The organism is Streptomyces sp. NPDC042201 (assembly GCF_055582185.1).
The window spans coordinates 45,573-59,107 of sequence record NZ_JBVJDS010000012.1 but is presented as its reverse complement, the minus strand read 5'-3'; the positions used below and the strand labels follow the sequence as shown (position 1 = coordinate 59,107).

11 protein-coding genes are annotated in these 13,535 nt (G+C 72.2%); 6 read left to right on the top strand and 5 right to left on the bottom strand.

What is annotated here, in order from left to right:
• Positions 1-150 precede the first annotated feature (150 nt).
• Positions 151-786: a TetR/AcrR family transcriptional regulator gene (locus ACZ6MZ_RS26725; RefSeq protein ID WP_389788301.1), complete on the bottom strand. Its 636-nt coding sequence runs from the start codon at positions 784-786 to the stop codon at positions 151-153.
• A 137-nt stretch (positions 787-923) separates the two neighbouring features.
• The gene (locus ACZ6MZ_RS26720; RefSeq protein ID WP_389788303.1) at positions 924-2,528 is read right to left on the bottom strand and encodes an MFS transporter; all 1,605 of its coding nucleotides are present in this window, start codon (positions 2,526-2,528) and stop codon (positions 924-926) included.
• Positions 2,529-2,732: 204 nt separating this feature from the next.
• Here ACZ6MZ_RS26720 and panB point away from each other — a divergent pair, with 204 nt between their 5' ends.
• The 3 genes from panB (at position 2,733) to ACZ6MZ_RS26705 (ending at position 5,684) form a co-directional block, all read left to right on the top strand.
• Positions 2,733-3,608, top strand: coding sequence for a 3-methyl-2-oxobutanoate hydroxymethyltransferase (gene panB, locus ACZ6MZ_RS26715; RefSeq protein ID WP_389788305.1), 876 nt, complete (start codon positions 2,733-2,735; stop codon positions 3,606-3,608).
• Positions 3,609-3,795: 187 nt separating this feature from the next.
• Positions 3,796-4,824, top strand: a complete 1,029-nt coding sequence (locus tag ACZ6MZ_RS26710) for an ATP-binding cassette domain-containing protein (RefSeq protein WP_384188580.1) — start codon at positions 3,796-3,798, stop codon at positions 4,822-4,824.
• Complete coding sequence (locus ACZ6MZ_RS26705; RefSeq protein WP_384188578.1) at positions 4,821-5,684, top strand: ABC transporter permease; 864 nt, start codon at positions 4,821-4,823, stop codon at positions 5,682-5,684. The genes ACZ6MZ_RS26710 and ACZ6MZ_RS26705 overlap by 4 nt, the downstream gene beginning before the upstream one ends.
• A 16-nt stretch (positions 5,685-5,700) precedes the next feature.
• Here the strand turns inward: ACZ6MZ_RS26705 and ACZ6MZ_RS26700 are convergent, their stop codons facing one another.
• Positions 5,701-9,126 carry a BTAD domain-containing putative transcriptional regulator gene (locus ACZ6MZ_RS26700; RefSeq protein WP_469354837.1) on the bottom strand — a complete coding sequence of 1,142 codons (3,426 nt, stop codon included), beginning with the start codon at positions 9,124-9,126 and terminating at the stop codon, positions 5,701-5,703.
• Between the two features lie 158 nt (positions 9,127-9,284).
• On the opposite strand from ACZ6MZ_RS26700, the gene ACZ6MZ_RS26695 reads away from it, so the two are divergent.
• Positions 9,285-10,091, top strand: a complete 807-nt coding sequence (locus tag ACZ6MZ_RS26695; RefSeq protein WP_384188575.1) for a site-2 protease family protein — start codon at positions 9,285-9,287, stop codon at positions 10,089-10,091.
• Here the strand turns inward: ACZ6MZ_RS26695 and ACZ6MZ_RS26690 are convergent.
• Together ACZ6MZ_RS26690 and npdG are read right to left on the bottom strand one after the other, a co-directional pair.
• On the bottom strand, positions 10,081-10,275 hold the full coding sequence (locus tag ACZ6MZ_RS26690; protein WP_469354835.1) for a hypothetical protein: 195 nt from the start codon (positions 10,273-10,275) through the stop codon (positions 10,081-10,083). The genes ACZ6MZ_RS26695 and ACZ6MZ_RS26690 overlap by 11 nt on opposite strands.
• A gap of 154 nt (positions 10,276-10,429) precedes the next feature.
• Positions 10,430-11,140: an NADPH-dependent F420 reductase gene (gene npdG, locus ACZ6MZ_RS26685; RefSeq protein WP_384188571.1), complete on the bottom strand. Its 711-nt coding sequence runs from the start codon at positions 11,138-11,140 to the stop codon at positions 10,430-10,432.
• Positions 11,141-11,235: 95 nt separating this feature from the next.
• Between npdG and ACZ6MZ_RS26680 the strand changes: the two genes are divergently transcribed.
• Both ACZ6MZ_RS26680 and ACZ6MZ_RS26675 read left to right on the top strand, forming a co-directional pair.
• Positions 11,236-11,847, top strand: coding sequence for a hypothetical protein (locus ACZ6MZ_RS26680; RefSeq protein WP_384188569.1), 612 nt, complete (start codon positions 11,236-11,238; stop codon positions 11,845-11,847).
• 333 nt (positions 11,848-12,180) lie between these two features.
• Complete coding sequence (locus ACZ6MZ_RS26675; RefSeq protein WP_469354833.1) at positions 12,181-13,467, top strand: MFS transporter; 1,287 nt, start codon at positions 12,181-12,183, stop codon at positions 13,465-13,467.
• Positions 13,468-13,535: the final 68 nt, after the last annotated feature.

Genomic DNA, 13,535 nt, shown 5'->3' with positions numbered 1-13,535 from the left:
ACGGCCGTACTGCCACGGAGACGAAAGGGACGGCACGACGGGTTCCGATCAAGGACGAATGACCGGCAGCTGTGACAGAACACGCACGGTCGCGGCGGGCCCGGTCCGGTGCGATCGGCCGGGCCGCCGGGCGTTTCGCCGCCCGCCGCCTCACTTCCGGGGGCTCAGGCCCTGGAGCGCCGCACTGATGATCTGCTCGGCGAGGTCGTCGTCCAGTGGCGCGTCCGGCCGGTGCATGGTACGGACGAGCATGGGGCCGACCAGCAGGTCGTTCATCAGCTCCACGTCCAGGTCGTCACGGAGCTCACCGGAGGCGACCCCCCGGCGGATCACGTCCAGCGTGGTCTGGCGGCGGGGCTCTATGACCGTCCTGCGGTACTCGCCCCACAGGGCCGGCCGGCTCTTCATCTCCGCGAAGACGTTGTGCAGAAGGGCGGAGGAGCGCTGCGCGAGCCCGCGCGTGCGCAGCGACTCCAGGATGACGGCGAGATCGTCGAGGGCGGAGGTGCCGGGCAGCGCGGGATCGGGCGGCTCGATCTCCCGCAGGACGTCGACGAGGAGTTCGTCCTTGCCCTGCCAGCGCCGGTAGATGGTGGCCTTGCCGACGCCCGCCGTGCGGGCGATGCGCTCGATGGAGAGGGCGCCCAGCGGCACACCGTCCTCCAGCAGGGCCACGACGGCCTCCAGGATCGCCCGCTCGACCGCCTCACTGCGTGGTCTGCCGCGCCGGTGTTCCTTCGCGTGATCCTGCCCCTGCACGTGATCCACCTCTCGCCCGCCGTTCACCGCCTGCCGTTCACCGCGCGCTCTTCACCGCGCCGTTCACCGCACTCGTCGCTGCGCCGATTCTCGTACACCGCGGGGGTGTTCGGTCCCGGCCGCCCGCCCCCGCCCTGCCGCGGGACGGGCGGCCGGTACGGGCGTCAGCTCCGGGCGGCGGCCGGCTCGGGTGCCTCTTCGCTCCCGGCGGGCTTCGGCGCCGGTGGCCGTCCCGGCAGGAAGAGCGCGACCACCACGGCGCCGATCAGCGCGACGGCCGCCGAGCCGAGAGCCGTGACATGCATGGCGTGGAGGAACGCGTCGTACGCCGAGCCGATCAGCGGCCTGCCCGCCGGGCCCAGTTTCGCCGCGATGCCGAGGGTCGCCTCGATCGACTCCCCCGCCGCGTCCCGCGCCGCGGGCGGGACGGCGCCGAGATGTCCCTCGATCCCGCCCCGGTAGGTCGCGGAGAGCACCGAGCCGAGGACGGCGACCCCCAGCGCCCCGCCGACCTGGCGGAAGGTGTTGTTGATGGCCGAGCCGGAACCGGCCTTCTCCCGGGGCAGTGCCTGCATGACCGCGACGGTCACCGGCGGCATGATGTGGGCCATGCCGGTGCCCTGGACGAAGAAGACCAGGCAGAGCACCCAGACGGGGGTACCGGCGCCGAAGAGGGCGAAGGCCGCGAGGCCGCCCGCCACCAGCAGCATGCCCACCGTGCAGACCGCGCGGGCGCCGAACCGGTCCACGACCAGCCGGGCGCGCGGCGCGAAGACCATCTGGGCGGCGGCCAGCGGCACCATCAGCAGTCCGGCCTCCAGCGCGCTGTAGCCGCGCACGCTCTGCAGATAGAAGGCCGAGAAGAAGGTCACGCCCATCAGGGCGAAGAAGACCAGCGCGATGGCCGCGACGGCGGCGGCGAAGGCGGGCTCCTTGAAGTAGGAGACATCGATGGCCGGGTGGCTGCTGCGCTTCTCGTGCCAGACGAAGGCGGCCAGCACGGCCAGCCCTGCCAGCAGGGGCAGCAGCACCGTCGGTTCGGTGAAGTCGGCCAGTTCGCCGCCGCGGATGATGCCGTACACCAGGAGGACCAGCCCGACGATGGACAGCGCGACGCCCAGCGGGTCGACCCGGCCGGGCCGGGGGTCCTTGGAGTCCGGCACCAGCAGCACCATCGCGATCAGCGCGACGACGGCCACCGGGACGTTGACCAGGAAGATGGAACCCCACCAGAAGTGTTCGAGCAGCAGACCGCCGGTGATCGGGCCGATGGCGATGCCGAGGCCCACGCTGCCCGCCCAGATGCCGATGGCCTTGGGCTGCTCGTCGCGCTCGAAGACATTCATCAGGACGGCGAGAGTGGCGGGCATCACAAAGGCGGCGCCGAAGCCCATCAGGGCGCGGTAGCCGATCAGTTCGGCGGGCGACCCGGACAGGGCGGCGAGGCCGGAGCCGAGACCGAAGACGAGGATGCCGAAGAGCAGTACCTTCTTGCGGCCGATACGGTCGCCGAGGAGACCCGAGGTGAAGAGCAGTCCGGCGAAGACGAGCGTGTAGGAGTTGATCGCCCACTCCAGCTCGCTCTGGGTGGCGCCGAGACCGGTGGGTGCGGGGGCGGCGATCGTCTTGACCGCGACGTTCAGGATCGAGTTGTCCAGCACGACGATGAGCAGGCTGAACATGAGGACGCCCAGGATCGCCCAGCGGCGGCGGTGGACGGCTTCGGGTATGCGAGGTGCGGCGGCAGGGGCGCCGGACGGTATGGACATGACCGACAGACTAAGGCCGTTTCGATACGAGACCGTCTCGTATTATAAAGTCTTTACCGTACGAGGCCATTGCGGGCCCACGAAGATCGACCAGCCGGGCACTGGGGAAGGGCCCACTTCCCGTGGAAGGCCTCGGGATGCCACCATGGTTACGGTCCGGGGACGCCGTCAGGGCGCCTCGAGATGACGAAAGGGCCATGGGCCATGACTCTCCAGGCTGCGCAGACGCCGCCCGCGGGACGCCCCACCGACAGCGCCAAGGCGCTGTACGGCGGCAAGAGCTCCCGCCGCATCACCGTGCATGACATCTCCGCCGCCAAGGAGCGCGGCGAGAAGTGGCCCATGCTGACCGCCTATGACGCGATGACCGCTTCCGTCTTCGACGACGCCGGGATCCCCGTCATGCTGGTCGGCGACTCCATGGGCAACTGCCATCTGGGCTACGAGACCACCGTGCCCGTCACGCTGGACGAGATGACGATGCTCTCCGCCGCGGTCGTCCGGGGCACGAAGCGCGCCCTGATCGTCGGCGACCTGCCCTTCGGCTCGTACCAGGAAGGCCCGGTCCAGGCGCTGCGCAGCGCCACCCGGCTGGTGAAGGACGCGGGGGTCGGCGCGGTCAAGCTGGAGGGCGGCGAGCGCTCGCACAGCCAGATAGAGCTGCTGGTGCAGGCCGGCATCCCGGTGATGGCCCACATCGGGCTCACCCCGCAGTCCGTCAACGCCATGGGGTACCGGGTGCAGGGCCGTGGCGAGGAGGCCGCCCAGCAGATGCTGCGCGACGCCAAGGCGGTGCAGGACGCGGGCGCCTTCGCGGTCGTGCTCGAACTCGTACCGGCCGAGCTGGCCGCCGAAGTCACGCGCGTTCTGCACATCCCGACCATCGGTATCGGCGCCGGTCCCGAGACGGACGCCCAGGTGCTCGTGTACACGGACATGGTCGGTCTGACGGGCGGCAAGGTGCCGCGCTTCACGAAGCAGTACGCGAACCTCCGCCAGACGCTCGGCGACGCGGCGAAGGCGTTCGCCGACGAGGTCGTCGGCGGAACGTTCCCGCAGGAGGACCACACCTTCCACTAGCCGGTGTGCGCCGCCGGAGCATGGTTCCGCGGCGCCTCCCCCGAGCCACTGCCCGCACGAGTGACAGCCCGCCGATCTTCCCCCGTCGGCGGGCTGTCGCGCGCCGACGGCGGTTTGTCGGTGGGATGTCAGTGGGCTGTCGGCCGCTTGTCGGTGGATTGTCGGTGGCAGCTGATCTGATAGGCACATGACGCGAATCGACAAGAACCCCAACGGCGTCCGCACGGGCAACGCCGTCGAGGTGCGGGGGCTGGTCAAGCAGTACGGCGGACCCCAGGGCACCCGAGCCCTCGACGGAGTGGACCTCGACGTGCGCGAAGGCACCGTCCTCGGTGTGCTCGGACCCAACGGCGCCGGTAAGACAACGCTCGTCCGTATTCTCTCCACCCTCGTCCAGCCGGACGCCGGGACCGCGATGGTCGCCGGGTACGACGTGCTGCGCCAGCCCCGCCAGCTGCGCCGCGTCATCGGCCTCACCGGCCAGTACGCCTCGGTCGACGAGAAGCTCTCCGGCTGGGAGAACCTCTACATGATCGGGCGGCTTCTCGATCTGTCCCGCAAGGACGCCCGCCGCCGCTCCGACGAACTCCTGGAGCGCTTCTCCCTCACGGACGCCGCGAAGAAGCCGGCGATGCAGTACTCCGGCGGTATGCGGCGCCGGCTCGACCTGGCCGCGTCGATGATCGGCCGGCCGTCCGTGCTCTATCTGGACGAGCCGACGACCGGGCTCGACCCCCGGACCCGTAACGAGGTCTGGGACGAGGTGCAGCGGATGGTCGCCGAGGGGGCCACCGTGCTGCTCACCACCCAGTACATGGAAGAGGCGGAGCAGCTGGCGAGCGAGCTGACGGTCATCGATCAGGGCCGGGTCATCGCCCAGGGCGGTGTGAACGAGCTGAAGGCGAAGGTCGGCGGGCGGACGCTGCAGATCCGGCCGACGGATCCCGCGCACCTCCCGGCGATGGCGCGGGCGATTGCCGAGACCGGACTCGACGGGGTGTCCGGCACCCATGTCGTGCCCGACGAGGAACTCCTCTACGTACCGATCCTCAGCGACGAGCAACTGACCGCGGTCGTCGGCCTGCTGGGCGAGCGCGGCTTCGGCATCGCCCATATCGGCACCCATCTGCCCAGCCTGGACGAAGTGTTCCTGGCCATCACCGGCCAGAAGACGGCATCCGCGTCCGACACCGCACCCGAGGAGGTCGCAGCATGAGCACGACCACGCTGCCCACGTCCACAACCGAGCAGCAGCCCACGCCGTCCCGCGCCGTCACCGGCGGCGGCGACGAGGGCCGGATCGGACTGCGCGCCAATCTGCGTCACATCGGCGCCCTGGTGCGCCGTAACACCCTGCAGATCAAGCAGGATCCGGAGTCGATGTTCGACGTCCTGCTGATGCCGATCATCTTCACGCTGCTGTTCGTGTACGTCTTCGGCGGCTCCGTCGGCGCCAGCCTCGGCGGCGACCGCGACGCGTATGTGAACTATGTGATCCCCGGCCTGATGGCCATGATGGGCCTGAACATCGCCATGGCGGTCGGCACGGGCATGAACGACGACTTCCGCAAGGGGGTCATGGACCGGTTCCGTACGATGCCGATCGCCCGGTCCTCCGTGCTGATCGCGAAGATCGTCGTCGAGATCGGCCGGATGCTGATCGCCACCACCATCCTGCTCGGCATGGGGTTCCTGCTCGGCATGGAGATCAAGACCTCGGTGCTGGAGCTGCTCGGGGCCGTCGGTCTGTCCCTGGCGTTCGGCGCCTCGCTGATGTGGATCTTCATCCTGCTGGGACTCACCATGAAGACGGCGCAGGCCGTCCAGGGGGTGGCCATGCTGGTGCTGATGCCCCTGCAGTTCGGTTCGTCGATCTTCGCTCCGCCGTCCACGATGCCCGGCTGGCTGCAGTCCTTCACCGACTACAACCCGCTCTCCAACCTGGCGGACGCGGCGCGGAATCTGATCAATGGCGGTCCGGTCGCGCACTCGGCGTGGATGACGCTGGGGTGGGCGGCGGGCATCACGCTGGTGACGGCTCCGCTCGCGGTCGCCAAGTTCCGCAAGAAGTCCTGACGCCGGCGGGACGGCATCAGACGAGGGCGGCGGCCTGCTCCAGCGTGAGCCCGCCGCCCTCGGCGCTCGCCGCCTCGAACGCGGCATCGCCGAGCAGGGCCACCACGGTCTCTCGCGCGTTCGTCAGAACCTCCCGCTCCATGCCCGTCCGGAAGTGCCCGGGGGGCAGCAGCGCCTTGTACGCGCCGATGAGCCGGGCCGCGTCCCGTATCCGCTCCCGGCCCCGGTCGTCGCCGGCCTGGCCGCCAAGACCGGCCAACGCCCAGGCAGCCGTCACCAGATGGACCGCGGCCATCTCCGGGGCGACCATCTGCGACAACGGTGACCGCGCTGACTCCAGGGCCGCGCGCGCCGCCTCCAGCGCCTCGGCGTACCGCCCGTCCGCGCAGTCCAGCCAGGCGAAGGTCCCCGTCACAAAGCCCTCGAAGAGGGCGAGTGTCTCGGTGTGGAACACCTCCAGCAGCAGCCGGAGCTGGACCCGGGCCTCGTCCCGACGTCCGGTGCGGCCCAGCCACAGCGCGAGAATGAGCCGGATGGCCGGGAGCGCCTCGTGCGGTACGTCCCGGCCCTCGTCCAGCACGTCGCGGAGGATGCGCTCCCCCTCCTCGCCGCTGCCCGTCTCGAACATGGTCGCCGCGAGCCGGGCCCGCAGCAGCACCACCTGACCGAGGGCGCCGAGCCCCTCGGCGTGGCCGACGGCCGCCGCGTAGTCCTCGGCGGCGAGGGCGTAGTCACCGCGCTTCTCCCTGGCCTCACCGCGGGCCGAGAGCGCCTCCGCGGTGCCCCAGGCGTCGCCGAGCCGCTCGAAGATCTCCAGGCTGCGGTCGGCGTCCCGGGTCGCGTCGCCCGCCCACTCGGTGCGATTCGCCAGGATGTTGGCCCGCAAATAGAGGGCGCCGCCCAGCTCCCACTCGTAACCGAACCGCTCGCAGGCCGCCACCGTCTCGTCGAGGACCACTCTCAGCTGTTCCGCGTCCCCGGTGAACATGATCGCGAAGAACCACAGCGTGCCGGGGAACCGGCAGGTCTGCGGCAGGCCCGGCCGGTAGACGGTGGCCACCGCCTTCAGCCACTCACGTCTTTCCGGCCTCGCCCAGACGTCCTCGCCGTGGTCCATGCTGACCAGCTCGATCAGCCGCACCTCGCGTCGGGCCTCGAGCAGCACGTCGGGCGCCATGGGCGGCGGAGCGTCCGTGCACCGCTCGACGAGCGGCGGGGCCGGTTCCAGCGGCGGGGCGAACGGATCGGGGCCGAGGGCCGCGGCGGCGCCCGCCCACTGACGCGCGTCGGCGCGCAGGTCGAGCATCTGCCAGAACCAGCTGAGGGACAGGACGAGGCAGAGCGTCTCGTGCTCGTCGCGGAACGCGACGGCCCGGCGCAGCGCGGTGCGGAGATTCTCGAACTCCAGCTGGAAGCGGGCGATCCCGGCACGCTGGCCCCGACCGCGCAGCTCGATGTCGGTCGTCCTGGCCAGCTCCCGGTAGTGGACGAGATGCCGGCGCTCGGTGGGGGCGCGGTCTCCCGCCTCGTCGAGCCGCTCCGTGGTGTATTCGGCAACGGTCTCCAGCAGCCGGTAGCGCATGCCGCCGTCCGGTGAAGGGGCCGCGACGACAAGGGACTTGTCGATGAGCCAGCCGAGCAGCCCGGCGACGTCGCGGGACTCGACGGAGTCGTCGTGCTTGCGGCCGTCGTGCTTCCGGCCGTCGTGCTTGCGGCCCTCGTGCTTGCGGCCCTCGTGCTTGCGGCCCTCGCTCTCCGGGCCGACGTCCGCGCAGACCGACTCCGCCGCCGTCAGATCGCAGCCGCCCGCGAAGACGGACAGCCGCCGCAGTACGGCGCGTTCCGGCGCGGCGAGCAGGTCCCAGGACCAGTCGACAACGGCGCGCAGCGTCTGCTGGCGCGGCAGTACGGTCCTGCTTCCGCTGGTCAGCAACCGGAAGCGGTCGTCGAGACGGTCGGCGATCTGGCGCGGATTGAGCATCCGCAGCCGGGCCGCGGCCAGTTCGATGGCGAGCGGCAGCCCGTCGAGCCGACGGCAGATCTCGGCGACCGCGTCCGGATCGTCGGCCGCGTCGAAGCCGGGCCGTACGGCACGGGCACGCTCCGCGAAGAGCCGGTGCGCCGGGTCGGGCGGCAGGGGCTCCACCTGCCGTACGGTTTCGCCGGGCACCCCGAGCGGCTCACGGCTGGTCGCCAGCACCGTCAGCTCCGGGCAGCGCGCCAGCAGCTCTTCTGCGAGGGTCGCGGCCGCCTCGATGACATGCTCGCAATTGTCGAGGACCAGCAGCATGCGCCGGCGCGCGCAGTGCTCGGCCAGCCGTACGAGCGGCTCACTGCCCTGCCGGTCGGCGGCCCGCAGCTCCTCGGCCCCGGCCCCCCGCAGCACGGTCTCCCGCGCGCCGAGCGCGGTCAGTACGGCCTCGGCCACGGTCTCCGGATCGTCCACGGGCGCGAGTTCGGCCAGCCAGACCCCGTCCGGCCATTCCTCCGCCGCCCGCTCGGCGGCCTCCTGCGAAAGCCGCGTCTTCCCGGCCCCGCCGGGCCCGAGGAGTGTCACGAGCCGGGCCCGCCCGAGGTCGCCGCGAAGGGCCTCGATGTCCGCCTCGCGCCCCACGAAACTGGTCAGCCGGGCGCGGAGGTTGCCGGGTGTGGGGCGCGGCGCGCGGGCGGGGCCGCCGGACCCACCAGGGGCACCTGCCGCGTCCGGCTCGCCCGCCGGGCCGCCCGGCTGGAGCAACTCCTCGTGCAGCGCGCGCAGTTCCGGGCCCGGGTCGGTGCCCAGGCGGGTCGCCAGCGCGCGGCGGACGGTCTCGTACGCCGCCAGCGCCTCGGCGGGGCGGGACACGTCGCGCAGGGCGCGGATACGCAGCGCCTGGAGCGGCTCGTCGAGCGGGAACGCTCCGCAGAGCGCGGCCAGTTCGGGCAGGACCGCCTCCGCCCGGCCCAGGGCGAGCGCGGCCGTCAGCCGGGTCCTGCGAGCCTCCAGGCGGCGGGTCTCCCAGCGGGCCGCTTCCGCCGTACGGTCGGGGAGGTCGGCCAGGGCCGGTCCCCGCCAGAGTCCGAGCGCGTCGTCGAGAAGGCTCGCCGCCTTCGCCGGGTCGCCCGCCTCCAGGGCCCGCGCCCCCTCGCCCGCGAGCCGGCCGAAGCGGTGGAGATCGACGTCCTCCGGGTCGGCGCAGAGCCGGTACCCGCCGTCCGACGACGCCACGGCCGCGTGCCCGAGCGCCCGCCGCAGCCGTCCGACGAGCGCCTGGAGCGCCCCCACCGCGTCCGCCGGCGGATCGCCGTCCCAGACGTCGGCGACGAGCGCGGCGACCGGCACCGTACGCCCGGCCCGCAGCGCGAGAACCGTCAGCAGCGCACGCAGCCGCGCTCCACCGAGGGCGACGGGGGTGCCGTCGTCGTGCAGTGCCCGAGTGGTGCCGAGGACGCGATAGCGCATCCGCCCATTGTCCCCGGACCCGGACTCGTATCCACGCCGCCCTGCCGTGGGTGCCCGCGGCCGGACGGGGCAGGAACCACGGAGGGCGGGTGGGACGTTCCTCCAGCGCCGCCGGTACGGTCGATCCGCACCGCAACCGATCCCCGGGAGACCCGCCCATGACCACCGCCACCACCCGCAACAGCGATCGGCGGATCTCTCCGGTCTTCCTCGGGATCGTCGCCGTCATGGCGGTCTCCGGCTGGGCCGTGTGGACGGACTTCGCGTCGGACATCGGCGTCGCGGTCTTCCTGTTCGTCACGGCCGCCTGGGTCGTCTCGCTGTGTCTGCACGAGTACGCGCACGCGCGCACCGCGCTGCACGGCGGCGACATCTCCATCGGCGCTAAGGGCTATCTGACCCTCAACCCGCTCAAATACACCCATGCGCTGCTGAGCATCGTGCTGCCCGTGATCTTTGTGATCATGGGCGGGATCGGTCTGCCCGGCGGCGCGGTCTTCATCGAGCGGAACCGCATCCAGGGCCGCTGGAAGCACAGCCTGATCTCGGCGGCGGGGCCGCTCACGAACGTGCTGTTCGCGGTCGTGTGCACGGCGCCGTTCTGGCTGGGCGCCCTGGACGGGGTGCCGACAGGCTTCCGCTACGCGCTCGGCTTTCTCGCCCTGCTCCAGGTCACCGCGGCGATCCTGAACTTCCTGCCGGTGCCGGGCCTGGACGGCTACGGGGTGGTCGAGCCGTGGCTGTCGTACAAGATCCGCCGGCAGGTGGAGCCGTACGCGCAGTTCGGACTGCTCGCCGTCTTCGTGATCATCCTCATCCCCGGGGTGAACGCGGTCTTCTTCGACGCGATCGACGCGATTCTGCGCGGGCTCGGGGTGACGAACCTGGACACCTACTGCGGCCGGAACCTGTTCAGCTGGTGGACCGACAGGAACGAATTCGCCTGCGGTCCTGTCAGCCCGTAGCCGTGGTCGTACGGGCCGCCCGCTCCAGCCTCGCCCGGCGGTGGTAGTACCAGGCCATGTTGGACGAGAGCCCGGCGAGCAGGACCCAGACGACGCCGAGCCAGCTGCCCTGGACGAAGGAGACGACGGCCGCGGCGACGGCGAGGACGCAGACGGCGAGGGCGTACAGAGCGAGGCGGGGCATGGGGGTCGGCTCCTGTCGGGGGCTTCCTGGGCTGCGGTCGTACGCCGTCCAGTGTCCCCCATGCCCGCGGTGCCTCCGGCGGCGCCGCCGGTTACGCGACGGCCCGGTCACCCGACGGCCGGTTACCCGACGGCCCGGTCACCGGTCCGTCCGCTCACACGTCCGTCACGCGCAGCCCGGCGTGCGCCTTGTAGCGGCGGTTGACCGAGATCAGATTCGCCACCAGCGACTCGACCTGGTGGGCATTGCGCAGCCGGCCCGCGAAGACCCCGCGCATGCCCGGGATGCGGCCCGCGAGCGCCTGCACGAGGTCGGTGTCCGCGCGTACCTCTCCCAGCACCATCACATCGGTGTCGATCTGCTCGACCGAGGGGTCCTGGAGCAGCACCGCGGACAGGTGGTGGAAGGCGGCGGTCACCCGGGACTCGGGCAGCAGGGCGGCGGCCTGCTCGGCGGCGCTGCCCTCCTCGGGGGTGAGGGCGTACGCGCCCTTCTTGTCGAAGCCGAGCGGGTTGACGCAGTCGACGACCAGCTTCCCCGCCAGCTCCTCCTTGAGGGACTCCAGGGTCTTGGCGTGCCCGTCCCACGGCACCGCGACGATGACCACGTCGCTGCGGAGCGCGCAGTCGGCGTTGGCGGCGCCCTCGACGCCGTTGCCGAGCTCGGCGGCGGCCGCCTCGGCCCGCTCGGCCACCCGGGATCCGATGATCACTTTCTGCCCGGCCCTGGCCAGCCGGTAGGCAAGTCCACGGCCCTGGTCGCCGGTGCCGCCGAGCACGCCGACCACCAGGCCGGAGACGTCCGGGAGGTCCCAGGGGTCCTTGGCGGGGGGCTTGGGCGTGCTGCCACTGTCAGTCGAAGTCATGGCTCCGACTGTACGTGCAGGTAACCGGTCACGTTCGGGTGAGTTGGCGTCGACCGCCCCCGCCCGCGCGCCCGGCTGCGACAGGATGCGGGCCCATGGATGCCGTACGCGTCGCACTGCTGCGTGAAGTTCTCGCCGGAACGCACTGGCCCTCGGCGACCCGCCGGTTCGCCGGGGCGCTGCGGTCCTCCGTCGTACCGCAGGGCGGCGGGCTGCTGCTGGTCGGGACCGAGGAGTACGAGCCCTGGCATCTGGCCGCGCATCTCGTGGACGAGGCGGCGTGGTCCGGGCAGCCGGAGCTGAACCCCACGCTGGTACGGCACCGGGTGCGGGCCGGGGATCCGGCGCATCTGGCCGTCGGTCTCGGCCGGCTCCAGGCGGCGGGCCGGGGCGCGACGCTGCTCGTGGTCGCGCCGCAGCGGCCGGACGGCGGGCTGCTGGAGCGGGTGCACGACGCGCGGCGGGCCGGGGCGACGGTGCTGTCGCTCGACGGCGGGGACGCGGAGGTGCGCGGCCTGGCGCACGAGGCGCTGACGGTGGCCGCGTCGGACGCGGCGCACGGCGTGGACCTGGACACCGTGCAGCATCTGGTGAGCGCGGCCGCCGGGGAGAACAGCCTGCCCGCGCCGCGAGGCCGGCGCCGCTTCAGGGACCGGCTGTCCCACCTGGCCGACCAGCTGACCGCACCGCCCCCGGCCCGCTGGTAGCCGAGCGGCGGCGAGTGAGCCGAAGGGCGCGCCGCTGTCGAAAGGGAGAGCGCGCGGAGGTTCGCGAGGTACGAGCGAATCGAGCACGGTCGACCGTCGACAGTGGCATAAAGCGCCCGGAGGCGAACCGAGCCCAAAAAAAGAGGGGTGCGTGAGCCGAAGGGCGCGCCGCTGTCGAAAGGGAGAGCGCGCGGAGGTTCGCGAGGTACGAGCGAATTGAGCACGGTCGACCGTCGACAGTGGCATAAAGCGCCCGGAGGCGAACCGAGCCGCCCCGAACGGGGTGCCAATCCGGTTGCCCTGGCCTGCTCGCAGCGCGGAACATGGCCCCTCGTGACCAACAAGCTCGGCGCGATCCTGCCGGATCTCTCCCCTCTCCGTTCCTCCCGGGATTTCCGGCTGCTCTGGGTGCAGGGGCTGGTGACGAACTTCGGCAGCTTCATGGCGATGATCGCGCTGCCGCTCCAGATCAAGGAGCTCACCGGATCCCCGCTCGCCGTCGGCGCGATGGGTGCGGTGGAGCTCGTGCCACTGATCGTCTTCGGGCTGTACGGCGGGGCGCTCGCCGACGCCGTCGACCGCCGCAGGGTCATCCTGCTCACCGAGGCGGGGCTCGGGGTGCTGGCCGGCATCCTGCTGGTGAACGCGCTGCTGCCGGAGCCCCTGCTGTGGCCGCTGTACCTGGTGGCGGCCGGGGTGTCCGCGCTGGCGGGACTCCAGCGCCCGGCGCTGGACTCGCTGATGGCGCGGATCGTGCCGCACGACCAGCTGACCGCGGCCGCCGCGCTCAACGCGGTGCGCTGGCAGCTCGGCGCCATCGCGGGACCGTCGCTGGCCGGTCTGGTCGTCGCGTACGCGGGCCATGCCACGGCCTACGGGGTCACGATCCTGGGCTTCGCCGCCTCCGTACTGCTGTGCCTGCGGCTGGCGCCGGCGCCGGCCGCGCACGACGCGGAGAAGCCGTCCCTGCGGGGTATCGCGGAGGGCGCGCGCTACGCCTGGAGCAGACCGGTGCTGCTGGGCACGTACGCGATAGACATGGCCGCGATGTTCTTCGCCTTCCCGAACACGATCTTCCCCTTCCTCGCGGACGACCTGGACGCGCAGTGGTCGCTGGGGCTGATGTACGCGGCGGGGTCGGTCGGCTCGGTGGTGCTCAGCCTGACCAGCGGGTGGACCTCGCGGGTGCGGCGGCACGGGCTCTTCGTGGTGTTCGGCGCGGCGGCCTGGGGGCTGGCGATCACGGCCGCGGGGTGGTTCTCCAACATCTGGGTGGTGCTGGTCTGTCTGGCGTTCGCGGGCGCGGGCGACATGCTCAGCGGCCTGGGCCGCTCGACCATCTGGAACCAGACCATCCCGGAGGAGCTGCGCGGCCGGCTGGCGGGCATCGAGGTGCTCTCGTACAGCGTCGGGCCACAGCTGGGCCAGGTCCGCGCGGGCGCGATGGCGGGCTGGACGGGCACCCGCCCGGCGATCTGGGGCGGCGGCCTGGCCTGCCTCGCCTCGGTGGGCCTGATGGCGGCGGTGCTGCCGAGGCTGGTGACGTACGACGCGGCGACGGACGAGGACGCGGTGCGCCGCCGCGCTCAGAAGGAAGCGACGACGACGGCGCCTGCCTGACCCGGCCGCGCCGCCCGGCCCGTCGCTCCCCGCCGGGTCAGGACCGGGCGCCCGCTTCCGGCCCCGAC